Annotated in this window: 30 protein-coding genes; 11 read left to right on the top strand and 19 right to left on the bottom strand. The window is 62.8% G+C overall.

From position 1 onward, the window contains the following. Positions 1-118 precede the first annotated feature (118 nt). Positions 119-958 carry an SDR family oxidoreductase gene (locus DBIPINDM_RS31660; protein WP_258582889.1) on the top strand — a complete coding sequence of 280 codons (840 nt, stop codon included), beginning with the start codon at positions 119-121 and terminating at the stop codon, positions 956-958. Positions 959-1,005: 47 nt separating this feature from the next. On the opposite strand, the gene DBIPINDM_RS31655 is transcribed toward DBIPINDM_RS31660, so the two are convergent. Both DBIPINDM_RS31655 and DBIPINDM_RS31650 read right to left on the bottom strand, forming a co-directional pair. Further along, positions 1,006-1,623, bottom strand: coding sequence for an MOSC domain-containing protein (locus DBIPINDM_RS31655; protein ID WP_258582888.1), 618 nt, complete (start codon positions 1,621-1,623; stop codon positions 1,006-1,008). Positions 1,624-1,640: 17 nt separating this feature from the next. Then, a complete protein-coding gene (locus tag DBIPINDM_RS31650) occupies positions 1,641-2,270 on the bottom strand; it encodes a TetR/AcrR family transcriptional regulator (protein ID WP_258582887.1) in 630 nt (209 codons plus the stop codon). A 119-nt stretch (positions 2,271-2,389) separates the two neighbouring features. Between DBIPINDM_RS31650 and DBIPINDM_RS31645 the strand changes: the two genes are divergently transcribed. The 4 genes from DBIPINDM_RS31645 to DBIPINDM_RS31630 all read left to right on the top strand — a co-directional run bounded on the left by DBIPINDM_RS31645 (position 2,390) and on the right by DBIPINDM_RS31630 (position 4,547). Next, a complete protein-coding gene (locus DBIPINDM_RS31645; protein ID WP_258582886.1) occupies positions 2,390-2,812 on the top strand; it encodes a hypothetical protein in 423 nt (140 codons plus the stop codon). Positions 2,813-2,827: 15 nt separating this feature from the next. After that, positions 2,828-3,226, top strand: coding sequence for a glyoxalase/bleomycin resistance/extradiol dioxygenase family protein (locus tag DBIPINDM_RS31640; protein ID WP_258582885.1), 399 nt, complete (start codon positions 2,828-2,830; stop codon positions 3,224-3,226). Positions 3,227-3,320: 94 nt separating this feature from the next. After that, positions 3,321-3,830, top strand: a complete 510-nt coding sequence (locus DBIPINDM_RS31635; RefSeq protein WP_258582884.1) for a hypothetical protein — start codon at positions 3,321-3,323, stop codon at positions 3,828-3,830. Positions 3,831-3,980: 150 nt separating this feature from the next. Continuing rightward, the gene (locus DBIPINDM_RS31630; protein ID WP_258582883.1) at positions 3,981-4,547 is read left to right on the top strand and encodes a methyltransferase family protein; all 567 of its coding nucleotides are present in this window, start codon (positions 3,981-3,983) and stop codon (positions 4,545-4,547) included. A 19-nt stretch (positions 4,548-4,566) separates the two neighbouring features. Here DBIPINDM_RS31630 and DBIPINDM_RS31625 read toward each other — a convergent pair whose 3' ends face one another. From DBIPINDM_RS31625 to ettA, 6 genes are all read right to left on the bottom strand, one after another. Further along, complete coding sequence (locus tag DBIPINDM_RS31625) at positions 4,567-5,688, bottom strand: beta-ketoacyl-ACP synthase III (protein ID WP_258582882.1); 1,122 nt, start codon at positions 5,686-5,688, stop codon at positions 4,567-4,569. A gap of 106 nt (positions 5,689-5,794) precedes the next feature. Further along, positions 5,795-6,130, bottom strand: a complete 336-nt coding sequence (locus tag DBIPINDM_RS31620) for a hypothetical protein (protein ID WP_258582881.1) — start codon at positions 6,128-6,130, stop codon at positions 5,795-5,797. A 110-nt stretch (positions 6,131-6,240) separates the two neighbouring features. Continuing rightward, positions 6,241-7,035, bottom strand: a complete 795-nt coding sequence (gene tam / locus DBIPINDM_RS31615; protein ID WP_258582880.1) for a trans-aconitate 2-methyltransferase — start codon at positions 7,033-7,035, stop codon at positions 6,241-6,243. Next, positions 7,032-7,301, bottom strand: coding sequence for a type II toxin-antitoxin system RelE family toxin (locus DBIPINDM_RS31610; protein WP_318036957.1), 270 nt, complete (start codon positions 7,299-7,301; stop codon positions 7,032-7,034). Before DBIPINDM_RS31610 ends, tam begins: the two co-directional genes overlap by 4 nt. Next, positions 7,261-7,509: a DUF6290 family protein gene (locus DBIPINDM_RS31605; RefSeq protein ID WP_258582879.1), complete on the bottom strand. Its 249-nt coding sequence runs from the start codon at positions 7,507-7,509 to the stop codon at positions 7,261-7,263. The genes DBIPINDM_RS31610 and DBIPINDM_RS31605 overlap by 41 nt, the downstream gene beginning before the upstream one ends. A gap of 54 nt (positions 7,510-7,563) precedes the next feature. After that, a complete protein-coding gene (ettA, locus tag DBIPINDM_RS31600) occupies positions 7,564-9,213 on the bottom strand; it encodes an energy-dependent translational throttle protein EttA (protein ID WP_258582878.1) in 1,650 nt (549 codons plus the stop codon). 257 nt (positions 9,214-9,470) lie between these two features. Between ettA and DBIPINDM_RS31595 the strand changes: the two genes are divergently transcribed. Continuing rightward, a complete protein-coding gene (locus DBIPINDM_RS31595; protein WP_258589393.1) occupies positions 9,471-10,757 on the top strand; it encodes a sensor domain-containing diguanylate cyclase in 1,287 nt (428 codons plus the stop codon). A 9-nt stretch (positions 10,758-10,766) separates the two neighbouring features. On the opposite strand, the gene DBIPINDM_RS31590 is transcribed toward DBIPINDM_RS31595, so the two are convergent. Further along, a complete protein-coding gene (locus DBIPINDM_RS31590; RefSeq protein WP_258582877.1) occupies positions 10,767-11,378 on the bottom strand; it encodes a hypothetical protein in 612 nt (203 codons plus the stop codon). Between the two features lie 93 nt (positions 11,379-11,471). Beyond that, on the bottom strand, positions 11,472-12,479 hold the full coding sequence (locus DBIPINDM_RS31585; protein WP_258582876.1) for a ribonuclease T2 family protein: 1,008 nt from the start codon (positions 12,477-12,479) through the stop codon (positions 11,472-11,474). A gap of 184 nt (positions 12,480-12,663) precedes the next feature. Here DBIPINDM_RS31585 and DBIPINDM_RS31580 point away from each other — a divergent pair, with 184 nt between their 5' ends. From DBIPINDM_RS31580 to DBIPINDM_RS31570, 3 genes are all read left to right on the top strand, one after another. Next, complete coding sequence (locus DBIPINDM_RS31580; protein ID WP_258582875.1) at positions 12,664-13,593, top strand: alpha/beta fold hydrolase; 930 nt, start codon at positions 12,664-12,666, stop codon at positions 13,591-13,593. A gap of 113 nt (positions 13,594-13,706) precedes the next feature. Continuing rightward, positions 13,707-14,882, top strand: coding sequence for a CaiB/BaiF CoA transferase family protein (locus DBIPINDM_RS31575; RefSeq protein ID WP_258582874.1), 1,176 nt, complete (start codon positions 13,707-13,709; stop codon positions 14,880-14,882). After that, positions 14,879-16,528 carry a thiamine pyrophosphate-binding protein gene (locus tag DBIPINDM_RS31570; protein WP_258582873.1) on the top strand — a complete coding sequence of 550 codons (1,650 nt, stop codon included), beginning with the start codon at positions 14,879-14,881 and terminating at the stop codon, positions 16,526-16,528. The genes DBIPINDM_RS31575 and DBIPINDM_RS31570 overlap by 4 nt, the downstream gene beginning before the upstream one ends. Before the next feature lie 51 nt (positions 16,529-16,579). Here the strand turns inward: DBIPINDM_RS31570 and DBIPINDM_RS31565 are convergent, their stop codons facing one another. Together DBIPINDM_RS31565 and DBIPINDM_RS31560 are read right to left on the bottom strand one after the other, a co-directional pair. Continuing rightward, the gene (locus DBIPINDM_RS31565) at positions 16,580-17,023 is read right to left on the bottom strand and encodes a CHRD domain-containing protein (RefSeq protein ID WP_258582872.1); all 444 of its coding nucleotides are present in this window, start codon (positions 17,021-17,023) and stop codon (positions 16,580-16,582) included. 161 nt (positions 17,024-17,184) lie between these two features. After that, positions 17,185-18,468 (bottom strand): cystathionine gamma-synthase family protein, encoded by a 1,284-nt coding sequence (locus tag DBIPINDM_RS31560; RefSeq protein ID WP_258582871.1) that lies wholly within the window; start codon positions 18,466-18,468, stop codon positions 17,185-17,187. Positions 18,469-18,589: 121 nt separating this feature from the next. On the opposite strand from DBIPINDM_RS31560, the gene DBIPINDM_RS31555 reads away from it, so the two are divergent. Continuing rightward, on the top strand, positions 18,590-19,048 hold the full coding sequence (locus DBIPINDM_RS31555) for an Lrp/AsnC family transcriptional regulator (RefSeq protein WP_258582870.1): 459 nt from the start codon (positions 18,590-18,592) through the stop codon (positions 19,046-19,048). A 48-nt stretch (positions 19,049-19,096) separates the two neighbouring features. On the opposite strand, the gene DBIPINDM_RS31550 is transcribed toward DBIPINDM_RS31555, so the two are convergent. Genes DBIPINDM_RS31550 through DBIPINDM_RS31530 form a run of 5 tightly spaced genes read right to left on the bottom strand, consistent with a single transcriptional unit; the run spans position 19,097 to position 23,438 of the window. Continuing rightward, on the bottom strand, positions 19,097-20,068 hold the full coding sequence (locus tag DBIPINDM_RS31550) for an ABC transporter substrate-binding protein (protein ID WP_019859152.1): 972 nt from the start codon (positions 20,066-20,068) through the stop codon (positions 19,097-19,099). Positions 20,069-20,108: 40 nt separating this feature from the next. Beyond that, positions 20,109-21,263 carry an ABC transporter permease gene (locus DBIPINDM_RS31545; RefSeq protein WP_258582869.1) on the bottom strand — a complete coding sequence of 385 codons (1,155 nt, stop codon included), beginning with the start codon at positions 21,261-21,263 and terminating at the stop codon, positions 20,109-20,111. Beyond that, positions 21,260-22,138: an ABC transporter permease gene (locus tag DBIPINDM_RS31540; RefSeq protein WP_258582868.1), complete on the bottom strand. Its 879-nt coding sequence runs from the start codon at positions 22,136-22,138 to the stop codon at positions 21,260-21,262. The genes DBIPINDM_RS31545 and DBIPINDM_RS31540 overlap by 4 nt, the downstream gene beginning before the upstream one ends. Beyond that, positions 22,139-22,654: an endonuclease domain-containing protein gene (locus DBIPINDM_RS31535; RefSeq protein ID WP_258589392.1), complete on the bottom strand. Its 516-nt coding sequence runs from the start codon at positions 22,652-22,654 to the stop codon at positions 22,139-22,141. It lies immediately after the preceding gene. Then, positions 22,647-23,438, bottom strand: coding sequence for an ABC transporter ATP-binding protein (locus DBIPINDM_RS31530; RefSeq protein WP_258582867.1), 792 nt, complete (start codon positions 23,436-23,438; stop codon positions 22,647-22,649). The genes DBIPINDM_RS31535 and DBIPINDM_RS31530 overlap by 8 nt, the downstream gene beginning before the upstream one ends. Before the next feature lie 130 nt (positions 23,439-23,568). Between DBIPINDM_RS31530 and DBIPINDM_RS31525 the strand changes: the two genes are divergently transcribed. Continuing rightward, positions 23,569-23,973 carry a cupin domain-containing protein gene (locus tag DBIPINDM_RS31525; protein ID WP_015317160.1) on the top strand — a complete coding sequence of 135 codons (405 nt, stop codon included), beginning with the start codon at positions 23,569-23,571 and terminating at the stop codon, positions 23,971-23,973. A gap of 17 nt (positions 23,974-23,990) precedes the next feature. On the opposite strand, the gene DBIPINDM_RS31520 is transcribed toward DBIPINDM_RS31525, so the two are convergent. Together DBIPINDM_RS31520 and DBIPINDM_RS31515 are read right to left on the bottom strand one after the other, a co-directional pair. Further along, positions 23,991-24,368 carry a hypothetical protein gene (locus DBIPINDM_RS31520; RefSeq protein ID WP_258582866.1) on the bottom strand — a complete coding sequence of 126 codons (378 nt, stop codon included), beginning with the start codon at positions 24,366-24,368 and terminating at the stop codon, positions 23,991-23,993. Between the two features lie 31 nt (positions 24,369-24,399). After that, entirely contained in the window at positions 24,400-24,771 is a 372-nt protein-coding gene (locus DBIPINDM_RS31515) for a hypothetical protein (protein WP_258582865.1), read from the bottom strand.

The following is a 24,771-nucleotide window of genomic DNA, read 5'->3' as shown; positions in this document are numbered from 1 at the left end:
GTTCAAAAAGATTTCCCCTCGCCTCTGGAAAATCACGGGATAGACCGTATATGCCCGAAAGCGGAGAAGCCTCCGCTTTCACCCAAAATCACGCCCGCAGGGGCAAGGATTCCACATCATGACAAACAAGGTTTGGTTCATCACCGGATCGTCGAAGGGTTTTGGCCGCGTCTGGGCCGAGGCCGCGTTGGCGCGTGGCGACCGCGTTGCCGCGACCGCTCGTGACGCCGGCACGCTCGCCGATCTGGTCGAGAAATATGGCGACAACATCGCCGCGATAAAGCTGGACGTCACCGACAAGAAGGCCGTCGATGCCGCTGTCGCGGAAGCGCACAAGCGCTTTGGCCGGCTCGACGTCGTCATCAACAACGCCGGTTATGGCCATTTTGGCGCCATCGAGGAAGTCAGCGAACAGGAAGCCCGCGACCAGATCGAAACCAATGTGTTCGGCGCTCTGTGGGTGACCCAGGCCGCCCTGCCGATCATGCGGGCGCAGCGCTCCGGCCACATCATCCAGATCTCGTCGATCGGCGGCGTCAACGCCTTTGCCTCGCTCGGCCTCTACCATGCCTCGAAATGGGCGCTGGAAGCCTTCAGCCAGTCGCTCAACATCGAGGTCGCGGAATTCGGCATCCATGTCACGCTGGTCGAGCCCGGCGGCTTCTCGACAGACTGGTCCGGCGCCTCCGCCAAGGTCTCCAAGCCGATCGAGGCCTACGCGCCCGCCCGCGCCAAGATGGCCGAGCGCCGCGCCAATTCGGTCGCCGGCGATCCCGAGGCGACCGGCCCGGCAATGCTGGCCATTGTCGATGCGGCCGAGCCGCCGCTGCGCGTGTTCTTCGGCGATGGCGGCTTGCCGATGATCCGCCAGGAGTACGCCAACCGCCTCGCCACCTGGGACAAGTGGGACCACGTTTCCGTCATGGCGCAAGGCGCGAAGAAGAACCGCAAGGACTGAGGCCCGGCGCTTATGCTACGCCGCCCAGTGGGCGGTGTAGCTCACCCTTAGGCTTGATAGATCCACTGCTCCGGCACCCGTGCCGAAATCTCTTCGCCGACGCTGATCGTTCCCGGCTTCTCGACCCAGGCGACGAGACCACGCAGCCGTTTGGCTACTTTGGGAAAGAGCAGTGCGCCGGCTTCAACGTCGGCCATTCCAGAATTTTCAGCGATCGATCGCCCGGCGATGCGGCATGGTCCGTTCTGTGCGTCGACCTTGAGGGTCACACCGCCCTTGAAGAACAGCAGCGTGCCGGCCGGCAGCATGGAGAGGTTTGGCACACCTTCGATCACCAGATTGGCGCCGATCCATTCCGGCTTGATCTCCGCCAAGCCCATCCGCTCGGCGACGATGGCCAGTTCATCCGTCGCCACGATCGACAGCTGCCGCTCGTTGCGCATTTCGGTGCCGCGCGGATACCAGGGTTCGCGCCCGCCCGAGCGGCGCGTCGGTCCGGCATGAAAATCACCCGATATGCCGTCGAAGCCCAGCCGCAATTCTTCCACCGGGCTGGTCTGGAAATGATCCGCCGGCGCGACATAGAGCGTTGCCGCACGGGCGGAAAGCTTCTTCGCCGGTATGATTTCGACCGGCTTGTCGGCCTCGGGAAAGAGATCCAGCATGGCGTTCCGTCCTTGAATCACATTCCCCGTTTTTGCTCTTCGGCCGGCAAGGCCGCAAGAGCGGTTTGGGCCAAAAGGCGCAACTCTTCGACCGACGCGCCGTCCCGCGCCTGGATCGACATGCCGTTCATGACGCCGGCCAGGTATTTGGCGAAGCCTTCGACGGAGAGGGCTTCCGGCAGATCGCCCGCCGCCCTCCCCTTGGCCAGCCGCGCCGCGATCGCCGCCTCGCTCGCCTTGCGATAGGCCTTGAGTTCATCGGCAATGGCTTGCGCCTGCGGCGAGGCCGCCAACGCACCGCTGACGAACAGGCATCCGCCCGGCTTGCCAGGCCTGGAATAGGCCTCCGCCGCCCCCAGCAGCAACCGCCGGATCGCCTCCCGCGTCGGCACTGGCGCGCTCAGCGCGTCCAGCGCAAAGCCGATCTCCGTTTCGTGGTAGCGTGTCAGCGCCTTGCGAAACAAAGTCTCCTTGTCGGTGAAGGCGTTGTAGATCTGCGGCGGCGTCAGCCCCATCGCCTCGCGCAGCATGGCCAGCGACGTCGCCTCATAGCCATGCTCCCAGAACAGATGCATCGCCGCATCCAGCGCCCGGTCGGGATCGAAGGCACGCGGCCGGCCGCCGCGCGGCTTTTCCAAATTATCCATAGCGATCGATACGAAACCTGTTGACTTGCTCGTTCCGCATAACGTAACAATTGATACGAAACATGGCAAGTCGGAAGCTCCCGACAAGGCCGTGCAACCCGAGGACAAGGAGAGCCCAAATGCCAATCACCGTGACCGCGCCGGAAGGCGTTCTGACAGAGGCCGGAGAGCGCGAGATCCTGCCGCGCCTCAGCGCCGCCCTCATCGAAGCCTCCGGCGCCACTGGCAATTCTTTCTTCACCGCGATTGTCGGCGGCACGGTCCACGTCCTGCCGCCGCGCCACATCTATGCCGGCGGCGCCAACCGGCCCGTGGTCATGGTCGAGTTGAAACTGCCCAATATCGGCCTCGGCTCGATCGAAGCGCGCAAGGCCTTCATCGACGCCGCTTCCGGGATTGTCGCCGAACTCTGCGTGCCCGAGCACAGGCCCGAAAACACCTGGATCAACATCGTCAACGCGCCTGACGGCGGCTGGGGCATCGGTGACAGGCAATATACGGGAGACGCGCTCGTCGCAGCCGCCACCGCCGCCGCGCACTAGATAGGGAAAAACTGGATGCGCCTCTCCCCTTCGCTGTTTTTCACCACCAATTGCGAGCCGGCACTGGCCTTCTACGAACAGTGCGGCCTTGGCCGGGCAACGATCCTGCTGCGCTGGGGCGACAACGACATGCCGGTGCGGACCGAAGCCATGCGCGGAAAGATCCTGCATGCGCGCTTCGAAGGTCCGGGCGTTCTGTTCCACGCCTCCGACAATGATGATGCGGAGCCGATGAAAGGCTCCGCAATGATGCTGGAGTTCGATGACCTTGCCGCTATGCACGCTATTTTCGATCGCATGGCGGTGGGCGGCCGGATCACCGTGCCCTTGGCGCGGCAGTACTGGGGAACCAGCTTCGGCTTAATCGTGGACGCTTTTGGCGTGCAGTGGATGTTCAGCTGTTCTGGCGACTGATGTTGCCAGGCCTGTTCCATCAGAAGGGCATCCCGCCATTCAAGTTCCAGTGCGTCGGTTTCGATGCTAGCCTTCGGGATAGCAGGAGGCGGCGATGGAACAAAGTGAACTTGTGCGGCGCTCGGCCGGGAACTTCGCCATCTTTATGGCTTGCGCGTTCCTGTTGTGGATTTGGGCGGCCGTCTTCGACCGGATTGCCCAGGTCGTGCGCCTGTCGACACCGGGACACCTCACTGGCGTAGCCACCTCGATAGCGAGTTCCTCCACGCTTCAGGCGATCATAAGCATATGGCTTCTGACAGCCGCCGTCGCGATTGCGTTTCCGATGATCTGGCGACCGCTCTCCATGACCACAACACTGATGTTCGACGTCGGCTATGGAATCCTGGGTGCGCTGACGGGCTTCGGTCTGGCCATCGGCCTGTTTGGCGGCGGGTGGCACATATTCCTGTGGGCCGTGGTCTACAGCATAGCGATCGCGATCGGCTACGCGCTGGTACGTTGGTGGCTGCCGCTCTCCGAGATGCAGACATATGGCAAGCGCCGCTTTATCCTTGCCCTCATCCTTGTCCTGGCGTCCCCGATAATCCTCATCTGGGGATAGGCGAGCGGATACCGGGCCGCGCTGAATGCCGGGGCGCCCGATCACGATCTTCTTACCTGAAACGAGACATGTTTCAGCGCCGCGCCGCATTGCGGCCTCGCCACGCCGGTTTGATGGCCGGGCCCAGGCGCGCGCTACGGGAGTTTCATCATGCGTCCGGTTACTGCAATCACATTGCTCTGGCTGATCTGGGCCGTTTCCTGGGGCTTGGCGGCATTCTGGGCCGACCCGGTCAAGCGACGCGCCGGCTTCCAGGCTGAAATGCCCTACCGGGCAATGCTGCTGTTCGGCGCGATCCTGTTCTTCATCCCGGCGCATGGCTATGTCGGGCGCCTGCGGCTGTGGATACCCGACAGGATCGAGGCATGGATTTGCGTGGCACTGATCGCGGCCGGCCTCATGTTCAGCTGGTGGGCGCGCCTGCATCTCGGCCGGCTCTGGTCAGGCACGGTGACGGCCAAGGCCGAGCACCACGTGGTCGACACCGGTCCCTATGGTCTGGTCCGCCACCCGATCTATACCGGGCTGCTGCTGGCGATCCTTGCCACCATGGCCGCCAAGGGCACCGTCTGGGGCATCGCCGGCGCCATCCTTCTCATCATCGGCATCGTCATGAAGGCCAGGCTGGAAGAACGCTTCCTGCGTAGCGAACTCGGAACGGCCTATGACAACTACGCAAGGCGCATTCCAATGCTGGTACCCTTTGCGCCAGCCTGACGCATCAGAAGCTTGCGGATCAAAGCATTCGGATAAGCGCGCCACCGATCGAATACCCCGCGCCAAAGGCGCAGATCAAGCCGAAATCGCCGGGCTTCATGTCGGCATGGTTCTCCGACAGCGCGACGATGGCGCCGGCGCCCGCCGTGTTGCCCAACCGCTCCAGCACCATCGGCGCACGGTCGTGATCGACATCGTGACCGAAGGACAGTTTCAGGATCATCGCATTCATGCGCGCATTGGCCTGATGCAGCCAGAAGCGTCGGACGGCCTGAGGGGTCAGCCCGTGCTCGGCGAGGAATTCGACGATGAACTTCTGACCGGCAACAGTGACTTCCTTGAACACCTTGTTGCCGACCTGCTTGATGAGATTGCCTTCGAGGTTGATCATATAGGGATCGTCCTGGGCGGTGCGGGTGTGGTAGCCCAGATTGGTGCGGATGTTGTTCGACATCTGCGTCCAGAGGCGCGTGTCCAGCACCTCGAAACGCCCTGGCCGTTTGTCGCCCTGGGCAAGCCCCTCCACGACCAACGAAACCGAGGCGTCGCCGAAGATGAAATGCGTCTGCCGGTCGCGGAAATTGAGATGGCCGGTGATGATCTCCGGCGTGGTCACCAGGATGCGCTTGTGCGCGCCCGAGCGCACCAGATTGACCGCCAGATGCAGCGCTGCCGCCGCGGACGAACAGCCAAGCCCCATGTCGAAGCCGGCGCCGGTGGTGCCCAACGCCTCCTGCATTTCGATGGCGATCGCCGGATAGGGACGCTGGTGGTGCGAGGCCGAGCAGATGATCAGGTCGATCTGGGACGGTTCAAGTCCGGCATGATCGAGCGCCTTCCTGGCCGAGGCGATGCCGAACTCGGCTTCCAGCGACAACGTATCGTCCGGTCGTGCCGGAATGCGCGGCGTCATCCGCGCCGGGTCGAGAATGCCTTCGCGCTCGATGACATGACGGGATTTCACACCCGAAGCATGGACGATGAAGTCGCTGTCGGACTTCTGCAACAGCGCCTCGCCGGTGCCCTGACGGCGCGCGTTCTCCGTGTCGACCCAGCTGTTGAAGCTCTCGACCAGCTCTTCATTCGTGATGACAGATTCAGGAATTTCAGCGCCGATGCCGCTGATGATGACGCGATGCATGTTTCAGTCCGTCCCATCCGCAGGCGTTGCGGCTTCATGTGGGCGCCGAAACGCTTCGGCGCAACACTTTTCTCATCAGGCCGGTTTACGCCGGCTTAAACCGGGTTCACCAGGCGCACAACTTGGTGTTGGTCTGCGGGTTGTTCCAGCAGGCGCCGTCGTCGCGGCTGCGCACAAACTGTCCCGGCAACGGCACATTGCGGCGGCCGAGATTGACGTAACCATAGGCAAAGCCCGGTCCGTCCATCTCCAGCACATAGGTCGGATAGCCCGGCGCCGAGATGCGGAAGCTGCCCGCATCGTCGATCGCGCGGTAGCTGCACGCGAAATAGCCGTCATCGCTGGTGAAGCAGCGCGCCCGCTTGGCTTCCGCCGAAACCGAGAACGCCAGAAGGGCTGCCGCGCACACGCCGCCACCGTAGAGCAATCTTTTCAAAGTCATCGTTCCCCCTGCCACGCGGGCCATCATGGCCCCACGCGATGAATTGGCCATGGCGGCGAAACCGGGTCAAGCGGCCGCAATCGAGGTTAGGCGAAGTGGATAATTCTTTCCTAGCCGGCTCGCTTGGCGACAATGAAGATGCGTGGGAAACGCAGCAGCACTTTGCCATTCGCCATCTTCGGATAGGCCTTGGCGATCTTGGCCGTATAGCTGTCGAGGAACAGCTTGCGCTCGTCGGCGTCCAGCGGATCGAGGAAGGGCTTCAGTCCCGTCGACTTCACCCATTCGACGATCGCCTCGGCGTCGGCCAGGGGATGGTTGTAGACGGTGTGCCAGATGTCGAGCCGATCGGAGAGCGGCGACAACAGGTCATAGTAGAACGACACCGGCGGCAGCGGTGCGCGCGCCGCGTTTTTTATCTTCGCTGCAAACGGCACTTCGGCGGCGGTTTCCCGCATCAGCCGGTGCGAATCCTCCGCCATATTGTCGGGCATCTGGATGGCGAGGGCGCCACCAGGCGGAAGAAAACCCATCAGCCGCTGAAACACTGCCGGATGTTCCGGCAGCCACTGGAAGACAGCGTTGGCGAAGATCACATTGACCGGCTCGGCCGGCTGCCATGTCGACGCATCGGCAAGGTCGAAGCTGACATTGGGCAGCCGCGCCCTCGCCTTCTCGATCATGTCGGGAGAGGTGTCGAAACCGCTCACCTGCGCGTCCGGCCAGCGATCGACCAGAAGTTCGGTCGAATTGCCCGGCCCGCAGCCGATGTCGACGACCCGGCGCGGAAAATCGACCGGCACCTGCGCTGCGAGGTCACGCGCAGGGCGCGTGCGCTCGTCCTCGAATTTCAGATATTGGGCGGCGGACCAATCGGGCTTCTGTGAAGCGGCGGTATTGTTCATCGATAGACCTCGCGACGGTTGCCCACTTCCACGACCAGGACCACAAGCCTGCTGTCATGGAACTGAGTAATGATCCTGTAGTCACCGACGCGAAAACGCCAAGCCTCTTCCTTGGTCGCTATCAGACGCTTGGCAAGCGCCCTCGGATTGGGATGCGCCGTTGATCTTTCGTCGAAAGCTGCTCGATGTCTTTCTCGGCGCGCCGGGTGAACTCGACGCGCCAAGTCATTCAGCAGTAGGCTTCTTGGCGCGCTCCTCGACTTCACGACGTTCAAGCTTGCGGATCATCTCCTTCAGCAGAATGCGAACACCGTCATCTTCTCTCAGGCGTTCATCCGCGATCTTGGCGTCCTGCCAATCCTCGATAGCCTCGAGGATCGCATCCACAGCGACCTGATCGGTCGTTCGACCGCTGGCCTTGGCCATGTCGGCCAGAAGCTTCTCGGTCTTTGGCGGCAGTTTGACTGTGATCATGGCAAGCTCCGTCAGCCCAATTTAGGTCAAACGACGATCCCTCGCAACGATCCCTTACCGCGTCAGCCTCTTATACGTCATCCTGTGCGGGTTGACAGCTTCGGGCCCGAGCCGGCGGATCTTGTCCTGCTCGTAGTCCTCGAAATTGCCCTCGAACCATTCGACGTGGCTGTCACCCTCGAAGGCGAGGATGTGCGTCGCCAGACGGTCGAGGAACATGCGATCGTGCGAGATGATGACCGCGCAGCCGCCGAAATTTTCCAGCGCGTCTTCAAGTGCGGCCAGTGTTTCTGTGTCCAAATCGTTGGTCGGTTCGTCGAGCAGCAGCACATTGCCGCCCGTCTTCAGCATCTTGGCCAGGTGCACCCGGTTACGCTGACCGCCGGAGAGATTGCCGACCTTCTGTTGCTGGTCACCGCCACGGAAGTTGAACGACGCGCAATAGGCACGCGTGTTGGCCTCGAACTTGCCGAGCTTGACCACTTCGGCGCCGCCCGAGATTTCTTCCCAGACAGTCTTCGACGGATCGAGCGCATCGCGGCTCTGGTCGACATAGCCGAGCTTGACCGTCTCGCCGACGCGGACCGTGCCGGCATCGGGCTTTTCCTGGCCGGTGATCATGCGGAACAGCGTCGTCTTGCCGGCGCCGTTCGGACCGATGACGCCGACGATGCCGCCCGGCGGCAGTTTGAATTCCAGTCCGTCGATCAGCAGCGTGTCGCCAAAGCCCTTCGACAGGCCGTCGACCTCGATTACCACATTGCCGAGCCGCTCACCGTGCGGAATGACGATCTGGGTGTCGCTCGGGCGCCGCTTGTCGGCTGCATCGAGCAGGTCCTGGAAGGCCTGGATACGTGCCTTGGACTTGGTCTGGCGGGCCTTCGGGCTCGACTGGATCCACTCGCGCTCGCGACCGATGGCGCGCTGGCGGGCGTCGTCCTCGCGGCCTTCCTGCTTGAGGCGCTTGGCCTTGGCTTCCAGATATTTGGTGTAGTTGCCCTCATAGGGGATGCCGCGGCCGCGATCGAGTTCGAGGATCCAGCCGGTGACATTGTCGAGGAAGTAGCGATCGTGGGTGATGATCATCACGGCGCCCGGATAGGCGCGCAGATGCTTTTCCAGCCACGCCGTGGTTTCGGCGTCGAGATGGTTGGTCGGTTCGTCGAGCAGCAAGAGGTCGGGTTGGCGCAGCAGAAGCTGGCAAAGCGCGACGCGGCGGCGCTCACCGCCTGAAAGCTTGGTGACCTCCGAATCCTTGGGCGGGCAGCCCAAGGCTTCCATCGCCATCTCGACCTGCTGTTCGAGATCCCACAGGTTCAGCCGGTCCATCTCGTCCTGGAGCTTGGCCGACTCGTCGGCCGTCTCGTCGGAATAGTTCATCATCAATTCGTTGTAGCGCTCGATGATGGCGGTCTTGGCGGCGACACCTTCCATGATGTTCTCGAACACCGTCTTGTTGGCGTCGAGCGCCGGCTCCTGAGCCAGGTAACCGACGGTGGCGCCTTCGGCGAGCCACGCCTCGCCGCTCCACTCCTTGTCGATGCCGGCCATGATCTTGAGGATCGTCGACTTGCCGGCACCGTTGGGGCCGAGAATGCCGATCTTGGCATCGGGATAGAAGGACAGATGAACGTTCTCGAGCACCTTCTTGGTGCCATAGGCCTTGTTGAGGCCGGCCATGTGATAGATGAACTGGCGTGCCACGCGCGCTTTTCCCTGAAAAATGACTGGATTTGTCGAATTGAATGGAGGTTGGCCGCTATGTAGGCGATGCGGCGGCGAACGGCAATCGCTTTTGCCAGATCAAGCCGATCACACGGACAAGTGTGTGCCGGCCGTTAAAGTTTTCCACCGGTCACGAGGCACGTTGAAATCTCTGGTTAACCCTTCCGCGTCAAAACAGGATCGGGGTGGAATCGCTGGATTATCGCGATTTCGAGCGAGAGATCGGATCGACGGCAGTGCTGAACAGTTTCCTGCTCCTTGCCGAAGCGGTCGTCTACTTCAGCGTCATGGTGACGCTTTTCCGCTTCAGGAAGCGCATTGGTCTCGGTGTCTTCGTCTGCGCGCTCGGCGTCATGCATTTCCTGGAAACCTATCTCGCCAGCGTCTTTTATGTCGCGCTGCCGTTCGGCATGGTCTCGCCAGGCTCGGCGGTGCTGTTTTCAGGCAAGCTGGTGATGTTGCTCCTGCTCTACATCAAGGAGGACGCCGCCACCGTGCGCCAGCCGATCTACGGCCTGCTGCTCGGCAATGCGCTGATGATCGGGCTGGTGCTGCTCTTGCGCCTGCACGTTATCGCACCGCTGCCCGACGGCAGGCTGCCCGACATCGGCTTCATCGACGAGATGGGCTGGCTGATGGTGTGGGGCACGACGCTGCTCTTCATCGACGCCATCCTGATCATCCTGCTCTATGAAAAACTTGGGCGCACCCTGCGCAAGGCGCAGTTCGCGCGCATCCTGATTTGCGTCGCCTGCGTGCTCACCTTCGACCAAGCGGGCTTTTTCACCGCGCTGCATTTCGTCGCCGGTGCGCCGATCGCGGTCTTCTTCGGCGGCTGGTTCGCCAAGATGGTGGCGGCGCTGACCTTCAGCGCCATGCTCGTGGCTTACCTCCGATGGTTCGAGGCCCGCGACATTCCGCTGCCGCGTGGGCTGACCGATATTTTCGAAACGCTGACCTATCGCGAGCGCTATGAAGCGCTGGTCGAACATGTCGGCCGCGACGGCCTGACCGGCTTGCTGCATCGCGGCCGCTTCGACGCCGACGGTGAAGCCGCCGTCCAGGTCAGCCTGCGCACGGCGAGGCCGCTCAGCCTGCTGATCATCGATGTCGACCATTTCAAGTCGATCAACGACCGGTTCGGCCACGCCGAGGGCGACAAGGTGCTGAAAGCGGTTGCGACCCTGCTTCGCGAAGTGGCCAGCGCCGAAGACCAGGTATTCCGGATCGGCGGCGAGGAATTCGCCATCCTGAGTTCGCGCCCGCATTCGGTCGCCAGGCTGTTTGGCGAAAGCATTCGCCACGCTGTCAAGGCATCGACCGTCACCAGCCGCTTCGAGTTCACCGTTAGCGCCGGCGTTTCCAGCGTTAGCGAAACGACGCACTGCCTTGCCGACCTGTTCGCACTCGCCGACCAGCGTCTCTACAAGGCGAAGTCGACCGGACGCGACCGGGTCGTCGGCGAGCCGGGTGGCCACGAACCCGACACCGCCATTGCGTGGACCAAGTCCGAACAGATCTAGTTTCGTTTGCTACGACTTTCTCTGGCGCCGGATGCCGGTCAGCGTCGAGACCGCCATCAGCGCGATCGCCAGCCATTTCAGCGCGGTGATGATCGGTCCGGCCTGGATGTCATAGGCGATGAACAAAAGAATGCCCGGCACCAGCAGCCCACACATGATCAGCATGATGCGGTTGATCTGCCAGGACACTTTTGCGGCCAGCGCCTCATCGCCCGATGCGGGGACCAGCGCCGCGCGCACCGTCTTGCCGCCCACCAGCATGGCCGAGAGGCGCATCGAGATCGGCAGGCCGAGCCCGATGATGAGGAAGGCGCAAGCGGCCAGAAGCAGCGAAAACTTCAGCGCGCTGGTTTGCGCCGGTATTGGAAACAGCAGCGTCGCCAGCGGCAGGAAGACGCCGAACATGCCGATGGCCGCGATGGCGATGAAGATCACGGCGTTGACGATCGTGAACAGCTGATAGGTGCCGGTGCCGATCGGCTCGGACAGCGTGCGCATGCGCGCCCACTCGGCATCGCTATAGGAAAAGCCCGGCCACTCCATCCGGGCATCGTTGATCGAAACCATGCCCTTGGCCCAGAAGGCGAGCCGCGCCAGCGCACTGCTTGTCATGCCATTCATTGCCGCCCCCGTTCAATGATGCCGGGGACAGCATAGCACCACTTCACTGGCCGGCGACAGCCGTCAAGGGCGTACCGAAAGCCCGCGACGTCCTTACTGGAACCCGATCGCGTCAACGGTGCCTGTCGGACAACCGGCCTTGTTGGTCGGCACCGAGGCCAGCAGCAGGTCCTTCAACGAGCTGTTCGGGCCGATCGGCCCGGCAAGGCCGAGCGTCAGTTCGCCGATCAGCCGCCGGCCGTTCGAAGGATCGATGACGCAGGACACCCGCACGCGATCCCCTGCCCCGGCGCCGAAGGCGGTGTCGAAGGCGCCGCGGATCTGGTCTGCCGTCAGCTTGCCGCCAATGGTCTTGGCGAAGAGTTCGCGCACCGGCGAGCTGTTGACCTGTCGCATCAGGCCGAGCGCATCGGAGAAGTATTCCTGCTGGCTCTTGCCGTAGCAGGTACCGTGCTTGATCCATTCATGCCGTTCCAACTGGGAGGCCGTGCCCGGCATCACCTGATCGAGCTCCTTGCGGGTGCCGGCGTCCAGATTGACCGGCGGAAGATCCTTCCAGTGAGCCGGATTGTCGTTGGCCTTGTCGCTTGCCGCCACCTGGCAATAGAAATTGCCGTTCGGCTGCGGCCACAGGCCGTGCAAGGTGAAGTTGGTGGCATCGAACTCGTTCGGGTTCTGCGCCCTGCATTCGGTCTTGCTCGACTTGGTCTCGCAAAAAGCCGGCTGCCAACTCAGCGCGAAGACATATTCGGGTTTTCCCGATGGGGCCGGCTTGCCTTGTCCGCCAGGTGCCGCCGGCACCGTCGCGGCACTGCTGCCCGACAGATGGCCGCAAGTGACCTTTACCCAGCGGCGTTCCGGATCGGCGCCCGGCACCTGGATCAGATAATGCGTCGGCGCATCCTTGTTGCCGGCAAGCAGCTGGTAGCTCTGTCCGGCATCGGTCGAGACGTTGCCAGGGTTCTTGCCGTTCTTGATGGCCTGCGTTGCCGGACAGGCAGCGTCGGCAACGAAGGTGCCGCTCATCTTCACGTCGGCATGCGCCGCGCCGGCCAGCGACACCGCCAGCATGGCCAATCCGAAAACGACACCAATGCGCATGAGAATCCCCGGTTGAAGAAAGTGGCCGACAGACTGTCTCTGTCTCCATGTCAGAATTGCGATATTTTGCTGGTCAAACGCAAGAAACATCGTCGCGCAAAAGCAGTTGGTGTGGATTGACGCCAAACCGGCACCGGCGCAAACAAAGCCAACAACGATAAAATGAGGGAGAGACCAGGCGGCCATGCCCTTTAATCAACAACGCATGGTCCGCTCACCGACCGGTGCCGACCTCAACCTTTTCGTCAGGCAGGCTGAAGGCAAGCCACGCGCCGTCGTCCAGATCAATCATGGCCTGGCCGAGCACGCCGCGCGCTATGCCCGCTTCGCCGATTTCCTCGGGCCTCGCGGCTTCCACATCTATGTCCATGACCATCGCGGTCACGGCGCGACCAGGGCCGCCGATGCACCGCTCGGCAAATTCGCCGACAGGGATGGCCCGGCCAAGGTGATCGCCGATGTCGACGCCATCCATGATCTCATCGCCAGCGAACAGCCAAACCTACCGGTGATCCTCTTCGGTCATTCGATGGGCGCGTCGGTGGCGTTGAACTACCTCCTGGGCCACTCGCCACGCGTCCATGCCGCCGCGATCTGGAACGGCAATTTTTCGCAAGGTCGGCTTGGGCAGGTGGCGCTCGGCATTCTTGCCTGGGAACGGATGCGGCTTGGTTCCGATATCCCGTCACGCCTGCTGCCGAAACTCACCTTCCAGGCCTGGGGCAAGGCGGTGCCCAACCACCGCACGCTGTTCGACTGGCTGTCGCGCGATGAAGCGGAGGTGGCGAAATACATCGCCGATCCGCTGTGCGGCTGGGATGCTTCTGTCTCGATGTGGCAGGACGTGGTCTCGATGGCGCTGAATGGCGGCAAGGACGCCGGTTTTGCCGGCATCCGGCGCGGCCTTCCCGTCGCGATTGTCGGCGGTGAAAAGGACCCTGCCTCGGACTACGGCAAGGGCATCACCCATCTCGCCAATCGCATGCGCAGGATGGGCTTTTCGAATCTGGTTTCAAAGGTTTACGCCGACACCCGCCATGAAAGCCTGAACGAGGTGAACCGCGACATCATCATGGACGATTTCGCCGCTTGGGCGGACGGCGTGCTGAAATAGCTATTTCGAACCGACCCGTTGGCCCATCGCAAGGGTCGTGACAGCCGATGCCGGGCTTGATAGAGGCTCTGCTTTCGCAGCAATCACGGTGATTGCAGCAATCATGGTGATTTATGGCCGAACCACCCCTGAAAGGCGTCCGCGTCGTCGAACTCGCCCGCATCCTCGCCGGGCCCTGGGCTGGGCAATTGCTTGCCGATCTCGGCGCCGATGTCATCAAGGTCGAAAGCCCCGATGGCGGCGACGACACCCGCAAATGGGGCCCGCCCTTCGTCATGGGCAAGGATGGCGAGAACCTGTCGGCCGCCTACTACCATTCCTGCAACCGCGGCAAGCGCTCCATATCAGTCGATTTTTCGACGCCTGAGGGTGCGGAAACCATCCGCCGGCTGGTCGCCACGTCGGATGTGCTGATCGAGAACTTCAAGCTCGGCGGCCTGAGGAAGTACGGGCTCGATTATGACAGCCTGCGCAAGATCAACCCCCGCCTCGTCTATTGCTCGATCACCGGCTTCGGCCAGGATGGACCCTACGCGCCGCGCGCCGGCTACGACTTCATCATCCAGGCCATGGCCGGCATGATGTCGATCACCGGTGAGGTCGGCCGCGAGCCGCAAAAGGCCGGCGTCGCCATCTCCGACATCTTCACCGGCCTCTATTCCGTCATCGCCATCCAGGCCGCGTTGCGGCATGCAGACCAGACCGGCGACGGCCAGCACATCGACATGGCGCTGTTCGACACGCAGATCTCGGCGCTCGGCAACCAGAATCTCAACTATCTCGTCTCCGGCAAGTCGCCGGTGCAGATGGGCAATGCGCATATGAACATAGCCCCTTACGAAGTGGTGCCGGTTCGGGACGGCCACATCATCCTGGCGGTCGGCAATGACGGCCAGTTCGCCAAATTCTGCGCTGCCGTTGGGTTGGACGAACTGTCGGCCAATCCCGACTTCGCCACCAACCCGGCCCGGGTCGCCAACCGGGTGAAGCTGCGCGAGCACATGATCGAGGCGCTGAAGATCTTTGATCGCGACCCGCTGTTGGCAAAGCTGGAAGCGGCAAGCGTGCCGGCGAGCCCGATCAACACGATCGGCCAGATGTTCGCCGACCCGCAGACCATCGCGCGCGGCATGCGGCTCGACCTCGACGACGGTCATGGCAATCTACTGCCGTCCGTACGCGCGCCGATGGTGATGTCGGGCACGCCGCTCGTCTATGAACGCCCCTCGCCGCGCCTGGGCGAGCACACCGAAGAAATCCTTGCCGAACTGGAGAGATCAGCGAAATGAAGACCGGTGGACAACTGATCGTCGAAGCGCTGGAAGCGAACGGCACCGACCGCATCTTCTGCGTGCCGGGCGAATCCTATCTGGCGGTGCTCGATGCGCTGCATGACTCGCCGATCCGCACCATCGTCTGCCGCCAGGAAGGCGGTGCGGCCATGATGGCGGACTGCCAGGGTCGGCTGACCGGCCAGCCCGGCATCTGCTTCGTCACCCGCGGCCCCGGCGCCACCAACGCGTCGGCCGGCATCCACATCGCCATGCAGGATTCGGTTCCGCTCATCCTGTTCATCGGCCAGGTCGCCAGCCACGCCAAGGAGCGCGAGGCGTTCCAGGAGGTGGACTACAAGAGGTTCTTCGGCGACATCGCCAAATGGGTAGTCGAGATCGACGACGCCGCGCGTATCCCCGAATTCGTTACCCGCGCTTTCGCCGTGGCGACATCGGGCCGCCCCGGCCCGGTCGTCATCTCCCTTCCCGAAGACATGCTGACCAGCGAAGTCGAGGCGCCGGAAGCGCTCCCCTACACGCCGGTCGAGACGTATCCCGGCGCGGCCGAGCTCGATGCGCTGGAAAGGCTGCTTAACGGCGCCAAGCGACCGTTCGTCATCCTCGGCGGCACACGCTGGAATGAGGAAGCTGTGGCGCACATGCGCGCCATATCAGAGACATGGTCGCTCCCCGTCGGCTGCTCTTTCCGCCGCCAGATGCTGTTCGACCATCTTCATGCGAACTACGCCGGCGACGTCGGCATCGGCATCAATCCGAAGCTGGCGGCGCAGATCAAGGCGGCCGACGTCGTGCTGTTGATCGGCGGCCGCATGGGCGAGATGCCTTCCTCGGACTACACGCTGCTGAAAAGCCCCTACCCCGACCAGGCACTGGTGCATGTCCACGCCGATGCCGGCGAGCTCGGCCGCGTCTACCGGCCAACGCTGGCGATCAACGCCTCGCCCGCCGCTTTCGTCGAGGCTTTCGCCAAGCGCAAGCCGGCAGCCAAGCCTGTATGGGCGGCCGAGACGGAAAAGGCGCATGCCGCCTATCTGGAATGGTCGACACCGCCCAAGACCGGCCCAGGCGCGGTCCATATGGGTCCGATCCTGGAGTATCTGGGAAAGGCTCTGCCGGAAGATGCCATCCTCACCAACGGCGCCGGCAACTATGCCACTTGGGTGCATCGCTTCTACCGCTCTCGTCGCTTCGGCACGCAAGCGGCGCCCACGTCCGGCTCGATGGGCTACGGTACGCCGGCGGCCGTTGCCGCCAAGGCGCTTTATCCGGATCGCACCGTGGTCGCCTTTGCCGGCGACGGCTGCTTCCTGATGAACGGCCAGGAGTTCGCCACCGCCGTGCAGTATGACCTGCCGATCATCGTCATCGTCGTCAACAACGGCATTTACGGCACCATCCGCATGCACCAGGAGCGCGAATATCCCGGCCGTGTCGTCGCCACAGATCTCAAGAACCCCGACTTCGCGGCTTTGGCCCGCGCCTATGGCGGCCACGGCGAGATGGTCGAAAAGACGGCCGACTTCGCGCCGGCCTTCGAGCGAGCGCGGGCCAGCGGCAAGCCGGCCATTGTCGAAATCAGGCTTGATCCCGAAGCGATCACGCCGACCCGTACGATGACGCAGATCCGCGACAAGGCTTGATCCAACCCAAAAGGGGGCGGTCGCCCGCCCCTTTTGTCGACGCGGTTTGCGCTACTTCGCCGCTTCGATCTGGCCGCGGATCTCGCCATCCTTGTTGGCGGCGGTGTGGACGTTGACATAATAGTTGCCAGCTGCCAGGTCGGCGGCCTGGGCGTCCGTCAGCGTTGCCGACCCCTTGATGGGGCTCTTGAGCTTGCCTTTGAACGGGATGACGGGGCCGGCGTTCGCCCCCATCGCAGCCGGGCCGTGGATATGCGCTGCCGTCGCCGGTCCACTGAGGCCGGAATATTTGACGTCCCAGCTGAGCTTCTTCTTGGTGGTGTCGAAGGTGAACGTGGCGGTGCCTTTGCCCTTGGTGGTGACGGGCGGGCTCTGCTGGCTGCCATCGAGCGTCGCCTTGTACTTCACCACCTCGGCCATGGCCGGGGATGCGAGCAGGAAAGCGGTCGAAATGGCCAGCGCCGAAAATACCGGCAGGAAAGAATGAGTGCGCATAAAGAACCTCCGATTGGCTGTCGCATGGGTCACGGTCCCCCGACGCGCGCATGCTCCAACGCAACGGCTGGGCGGCGCAATGTTTCCCCGCACACGTTTTTGTGACCGGGAAAACAAAAAGGGGCGATCGCCCGCCCCTTCCAGCTTCCAGAAGAGAGCCGTCAGACCGCCGCCAGCGCCTGGGTCAGGTCGGCGATCAGATCGTCCGGATGTTCGACACCGATCGACAGCCTGACCGTGGTCTCCAGCACGCCGATGCGCTGGCGCACGTCGAAGGGAATGCCGGAATGGGTCATGGCCGCCGGATGGCTGGCGAGCGACTCCGTGCCGCCGAGGCTTACCGCCAGCTTGAAGATCTGCAAGGCGTTGAGAAAGGCGAAAGCCGCCTTCTCTCCGCCCCTGATGTCGAAGGAGAAGGTCGAACCGGCGCCGCTGCATTGCCTGAGATAGGCGCGACCCGCTGGCGTCTCCTCGTCCAGGAACGGCAGATAATGCACCTTCTCGACCTTGGCATGATCACGCAGGAATTCGGCAACCAGACGCGCATTGTCGTTGGCCCGCTCCATACGGATCGACAGCGTCTCCAGTGAGCGTCCGAGCATCCAGCAGGAATGCGGGTCGAGCTGTGTGCCGATCGCGCCGCGCAGCGCCTTGATCGGCTTGGTGACCGCCTTGCTGCCCATCGCCGCGCCCGCGATCAGGTCGGAATGGCCACCGACATATTTGGTCAACGAATAGACCGAGACATCGGCGCCGTGCTCGATCGGCCGCTGGAACACCGGACCGAGCAGCGTGTTGTCGCAGACGATGATCGGCGCAGATCCTTGCCTGACGCCGATCTCGTCGGCGATTGTCCGCATCAGCGCGATATCGACCAGGCTGTTGGTCGGGTTCGACGGCGTCTCGATCAGGATGACCGAAACGCGCCCCTTCGCCACCGCGGCATCGGCCGCCGCCCGCACCGCCTTCTCGTCGACACCGTCGGCGAAGCCGACAGCGCCGATGCCGAAGCCGGAAAGCGTGCGTGTCAGCAGCGTCTCGGTGCCGCCGTAGAGCGGCTGCGAGTGCAGGATGACATCGCCCGGGCGAGCATAGGCGAGCAGTGTCGTGGCGATCGCCGACATGCCCGATGAAAACAGGATGCAGGCGTCCGTCCCCTCATAGATCGCCAGCCGGTCCTCGACGATTTCGCTGTTGGGATGGTTGAAGCGCGAATAGACGAGGCCGGACGCCGTGCCGCTCGGCGGTTCCTTGCGGCCGGACGTGTAATCGAAGAAATCACGCCCCTCCTCCGCCGACTTGAACACGAAGGTCGAGGTCAGGAACACCGGCGGCTTGACGGCGCCTTCCGACAGCTGCGGATCGAAGCCATAGCTCAGCATCAGCGTCTCCGGATGGAGCTTGTGGTTGCCGATATGGGTTTTCGAAGGGCGTGGCGCGGTCATGGCTTTTCCTGCGTTCGAGGGATATCGCGCCGCAATTTATGCGATCCCGATCAGCCAGTCCTTGCTATTTTCGACCCTGCATGGCTGCTTGTCAGCAAGAAATTGCCTGGAGCGATAAAGAATGCAGCAGAAGATAGCCGATGATTTCGACCTCAGGATTCTGCGCGAACTGCGGGCGGACGCCCGCATCACCAACAATGAGCTTGCCGAGCGCATCGGCCTGTCGCCGTCGCCCTGCCTCAGGCGGGTACGGCGGCTGGAGGAGACTGGCGTCATCAGAGGTTACACCGCGTTGGTCGATCCCGCCGCCTTCGGCTGGAGCATGGTCGCCATCGCCACCATCCGCCTCAGCCGCCAGAACGAGGATGAGATCGTCATGTTCGAGGACGCGATCCGCGGCTGGGAAGAGGTGCTGGAATGCCACCTCGTCACCGGTTCACGCGACTATGTGCTGAAGGTGGTGACGGGCAACCTCGAACAGTATGAGCGCTTCATCAAGGAGAAGATCGCGCGGCTGAAATGCGTCGCCTCGATCGAGACCAGTTTCGTCATGAACACCATAAAGGAACGGCGCCTCTGACATTTGGCCAGAGGCGCCGCGTTCGAAATCGAAAGTTGCTGACTGGGCTTACTTGATCGCCTTGTCGGTGATCGCGGTGGTGTAGGCCCCTTTCGGCTCCTTGGTGATGATCTTCTGGTCGAGCAGCGCCTTGGCGGTGCGCTCATAGGTCGCCGGATCGAGCTTGCCGTCGGCATTGTCGATCAGCTTGGCGACTTCGCTCATCATCCGCTTCTGGTGGTTCTCGTCCTGGCCGCCACCGTCCATGACGATGCCGGCAGCTTCGTCATTGTTGTCGACGGCGTATTTCCAGCCCTTCATCGAGGCGCGCACGAAACGCACCATCTTGTCGGCGAAGGCCGGATCCTTGAGCTTGTCTTCAGACGCATAAAGCCCGTCCTCGAGCAGGTCGTTGCCCATTGCCGAGTAGTTGAACACGGTCAGCTGTTCCGGCTTGTAGCCGGCGTCGATCAGCTGCCAGTACTCGTTATAGGTCATGACCGAGATGCAATCCGCCTGCTTCTGGATCAGCGGCTGCACGTCAAAACTCTGCTTCAGCACGGTGACGCCGTCCTTGCCGCCGTCGGTCTTGAGACCAAGCTTGTTCATCCAGGCGTAGAACGGATATTCATTGCCGAAGAACCAGACGCCGAGCGTGTGGCCCTTGAAGTCGGCTTCGGTCTTGATCGGGCCATCCTTCGGGCAGACCAGTTCCATGCCGGCCTTCTTGAACGGCTGGGCGATGTTGACCAGCGGCACGCCCTTTTCGCGCGCGGCCAGCGCGCCGCCCATCCAGTCGACGATGACGTCGGCGCCGCCGCCGGCGATCACCTGCTCGGGCGCGATGTCCGGGCCGCCCGGCTTGATGTCGACGTCGAGGCCCTCGGCTTCATAGAAACCCTTCGCCTTGGCGACATAGTAGCCGGCAAACTGGGCCTGCGTGACCCATTTCAGCTGCAACGTCACCTTGTCGGCGGCCATTGCCTGGAAAGCGGCCAGCGACATCGCGCCGGCCAGAACGGGAATAACAAGTCTTTTCATTTTTCTACCCTCTGAAGTTAGTGCCCTTAACCCACCGCCCCTATCCACCACGGACAGAGGGATGCCAAAACGTGACGGCTCTTTCGACAAGAGCGACCACGCCATAAAAGACCGAACCCGCAAGTGCTGCAACTGCGATTTCGGCCCAGACCATGTCGATGTTCATCCGCCCGACCTCGGTCGAGATCCGGAAGCCCATGCCGACGACGGGCGTGCCGAAGAACTCGGCGACGATGGCACCGATCAGCGCCAGCGTCGAGTTGATCTTCAGCGCGTTGAAGATGAAAGGCGCCGCTGCCGGCAGCCTGAGCTTCAGCAGCGTCTGCCAGTAGCCCGACGCATAAGTGCGCATCAGGTCGCGCTCCATATGGCCCGAGGCGGCCAGCCCGGCGACCGTGTTCACCAGCATCGGGAAGAAGGTCATGATGATGACGACAGCCGCCTTGGACTGCCAGTCGAAGCCGAACCACATCACCATGATCGGCGCGACGCCAATGATCGGCAGCGCCGAAACCATGTTGCCGATCGGCAAGAGCCCGCGCCGCAGGAACGGCACGCGGTCGGCAAGGACCGCGGTGATGAAGCCGGCGCCGCTGCCGACGACATAGCCGAAGATCACCGCCTTGAAGATGGTCTGCCGGACATCGGCGCCGAGCACCGGCAGGGAGTTGGCGATGCGCACGCCAATCGCACTCGGCGGCGGCAACAGGATGAAGGGAATGCCGGCGCCCCGCGTCACCGCTTCCCAAATGATCAGTATCCAGGCGCCGAAGATGGTGGGAATGATCAGACGAAAGGCCGTCCGCGCCCAGTTCGCCATCGGGCGAAGCCCGGACAGAACGGCCACGCAGCGCCAACCTAGCAGCCAGGCAGCCGCGAGCAGCAGGAAATACGAGGCCCGTGCCTGACCTTCGAAGCCAGCGATGCCACCGATCAGCAGCCAGGCGACGAGATGCGCGCCGATGAAAAGCACGACAGCTTCGACGATGGACGGTATTCTGGCCATGGAGATCAGAGCAGCGAGAAGCAGCACGCCGAAGATCAGCCAGCTTGTCGTTGCATAGGGATGGATCAACGTTCCGGCTGGCTCGGCCAGCGGATCTACTTTTGGCGCGGCGATCGCGCCGAGCGCCACCGCGATCAGGCACAACACGACCGCCAGCACCGCTTGCCAGGAGGGTTTCAGCCAGTTCATGCCGGCCTCCCGCCCATGGCACGGTCGACCAGGCGGCCGGCAATGCCGACCACCATGACCAGCAGTGCCGCCACGATCGAACCGGCGACCAGCGCCGACCAGATGTCGATGGACTGGCTGTAATAGGCGCCGGCGAGCAGCTTGGCGCCGATGCCAGCGACCGCACCGGTCGGAAGTTCGCCGACAATGGCGCCGACGAGGCTTGCCGCCACCGCCACCTTCATCGAGGTGAACAGGAACGGCACCGAGGCCGGCACGCGCAGTTTCCAGAAAGTCTGCGAAGCGCTGGCATTGTAGGTGTGCATCAGGTCGAGATGCATGATCTCGGGCGAGCGCAGCCCCTTGACCATGCCGACGGTGACCGGGAAGAACGACAGATAGGTCGAGATCATCGCCTTCGGGATCAGCCCGGTAATGCCGACCGCCGCCAGCACGACGATGATCATCGGCGCCACCGCCAGGATCGGAATCGTCTGCGAGGCGATGATCCACGGCATCAGGCTGCGGTCGAGCGTCGCCACATGCACGATACCGACGGCAATGATGATGCCGAGTGCTGTGCCGAAGGCAAAGCCGAGCAGCGTCGACGACAGCGTCACCCAGGCATTGTAGACGAGGCTGCGGTTCGAATTGATGGGCCGCAGGAAGGTGTTCTCGAAGAAGTTCACCGCCACCTGATGCGGCGCCGGCAGCGTCGGCTTCGGCTGCGCCAGCGTCTTGCCGATGAATTCGACGGTGCCGGAGGTTTCGTTGGCACGGGTGTCGAGATCGCGCTGGAACGGCGCGTTGAGGATGACGGCCATGACGTACCAGAGCACGACCACGCCGGCGAGGATCGAGGTGACAGGGATGAGTTTGTCGCGGAAGGTGTCCATCTAGCGCTCCCCTTCTCCTCTCCCCGCCGGGGAGAGGGTGGCCGGAGCGAAGCGAAGGCCGGGTGAGGGGGAGTGTATCTGCCCCTCAAGCACCGCTAATATTGTATCCAGAACCGCCCGCCGTTCCGCCAGAACCTCGTGATTCCAGAAGCGAAGGACAGAATAACCATGGCTGTTTAGCCAAGTTGTTCTGTTTTCATCAGTCAGGGACTCGGCATGTTGGCTGCCATCGATTTCGACGATCAAGCTCTTCTCGCGGCAGAGAAAGTCTGCAAAGAACGGCCCGAGTGGCACTTGCCTTACGAACTTATAGCCGTTGAGGTGACGGTCCCGTAACTCACCCCAAAGCCGGTATTCGGCCTTGGTTTCGTCAAGCCGCAGCTCTCGGGCGCGCTCCGTGACCCCGGCCTTCCTCTTGGTTGGATGCGTCGGCGCCGCCCCCTCACCCGGCCGCTTCGCGGCCACCCTCTCCCCGGTGGGGAGAGGAGGAACCCAATCCTCGCCCCGCTCAATCATCATAGCTGTGCCCTGCCCGCAACCCATCACGCACGCGCGCGGCGATCGCCAAAAACTCCGGCGTTTCACGGATATCGAGTGGCCTTTCCTTTGGCAGTGTCGATTCGATGATGTCGCTGACCCGGCCGGGCCGCGGCGACATGACGACGATGCGCGTCGAGAGGTACACAGCTTCCGGAATGGAGTGGGTGACGAAGCAGATGGTCTTGTTCGTTCGCCCCCACAGCTCCAGCAATTGTTCGTTGAGGTGGTCGCGCACGATCTCGTCCAGCGCCCCGAACGGCTCGTCCATCAAAAGCAGGTCGGCGTCGAAGGCCAGCGCGCGGGCGATCGAGGCGCGCTGCTGCATGCCGCCGGACAGCTGCCAGGGGTACTTCTTCTCGAATCCGGAGAGGTTGACGAGCTCCATTGTCCGCTTGATGCGCTCGGCCTGCTCGGCCTTGGAGAGGCCGATGATCTCCAGCGGCAGCGCGACATTGCGTTCGATCGTGCGCCAGGGAAACAGCGCAGCCGCCTGGAAGACATAGCCATAGGCGCGCTTCTCGCGCGCCTGTTCCGGCGTCATGTCGTTGACCGAGATCGTCCCCGAGGTCGGCTTCTCCAGATCGGCGATGACGCGCAGCAAGGTGGTCTTGCCGCAGCCAGACGGCCCGATGAAGGAGACGAACTCCCCCTTGCCGATCGTCAGGTCGACATTGGACAGCGCCTGGACGGGCCCATCATTGGTCTGGAAGGTGAGGCCAAGTTTGCTTGCCGCGACGACGGCTGGCGAAATCCCTGTCATCGGCCGCTGCCTGCCTGTTCCCGCCACAGCGGCGCCGGCTGGAATCCGATTGCTTTTATCGCGATGTTGTTTTCCACTCGCCCAGTCCCATTGGTCTTGTCCCACTCAGATCGACGCCCGGAGTTCCCCGATGTCGCCCAAACCCACTTGTCATCTTATCCGCCCTGAAAGCACTTATGAAGGCAAGCAGGGATTGACCTATTTCGCCGGCATCGCCACGGAGTCGGTCGGCTCCTCCGGCATCTGCATGCACGTGCTCACCATGCCGCCCGGTGCCCGCGCCAAGGCGCATCTGCATGAGAACCATGAAACGGCGATCTATGTGCTCTCCGGCGAGGTCCATACCTGGTACGGTGACCGGCTCGAGCACCACATCGTCGTCAAGGCCGGCGACCTCTTCTACATTCCGGCCGGCGTGCCGCATCTGCCGGCCAATCTGAGCAACGCCCCGTCCTCGGCCGTCATTGCCCGCACCGATCCCAACGAGCAGGAAAGCGTCGTCCTGCTGCCGGAACTGGATGCGCTGGTCGCCTGACGCTGACGGGATCGTCGTCATTTGCACCGCGAGACTTCCCCCATCACATTGCCGTCCGCATCGGCGATCGTCAGCTTCTTGGTGTTCTTGGCACTGCGCTTGATGGTGAAATTGGTCGGCTCCTGTCCCTCTTCGCCTTCCGCCTCACATGTCGCCGTCACCACGAGCGATCCGTCAGCCTGCGCTTGCGTTTTCGTGAACGTGCAGGCGCTGGCGGCGGTGATCAATTCCTTGTCGGTCAAAAGCAGCATCTGATCGGCGGCGACTTCCTGGCCGTTGCGGTTGATGCAGCCATATTTGTCGCCATAGGGTTTCGACAGATCGATGCCTGCCGCAGAAGCCTGCCCCGCCATCAGCACAAGAACCATCGCAACAGACAAACCAAAACCGCGCATGCTCATCCCCCAGATCCCGATGGTCAAAACGTCAAGAACATGATTGCAGCGGCCCCAGTTCCTCAAGGCCGGGAATGGTGACGAAGAAACCATCCTCTCCCTTGTTGGTGACCACAATTGTTTCGATCGTCGTCCCCGCCTCGCCCTCGGCGGAACAGGTCGAACGCAGCGATTGCGCACCCAGCGCCGTCGTCAATTGCTGCTCGAACCGGCAACCGCTGCCATAGGTCTCGATGCCTTCTGCCGTCAGCAGGATATAGGCATTGCTGTCCTGATATCCGGCCTTGACGCCGGCACAGCCGACATCATTGCCCCAGGAGCCGGCCAGCACGCTGGCCGCACTTGCCGGACCACCGGCAACTGCCGCCAGGACCACCGAGATGAGCGCGGCCGAACGCGCCAA

This window comes from Mesorhizobium sp. AR02, assembly GCF_024746835.1.
Lineage (GTDB): Bacteria > Pseudomonadota > Alphaproteobacteria > Rhizobiales > Rhizobiaceae > Mesorhizobium.
The sequence above is the reverse complement of the archived record's forward strand: the minus strand, read 5'-3'. Positions and strand labels throughout refer to the sequence as shown.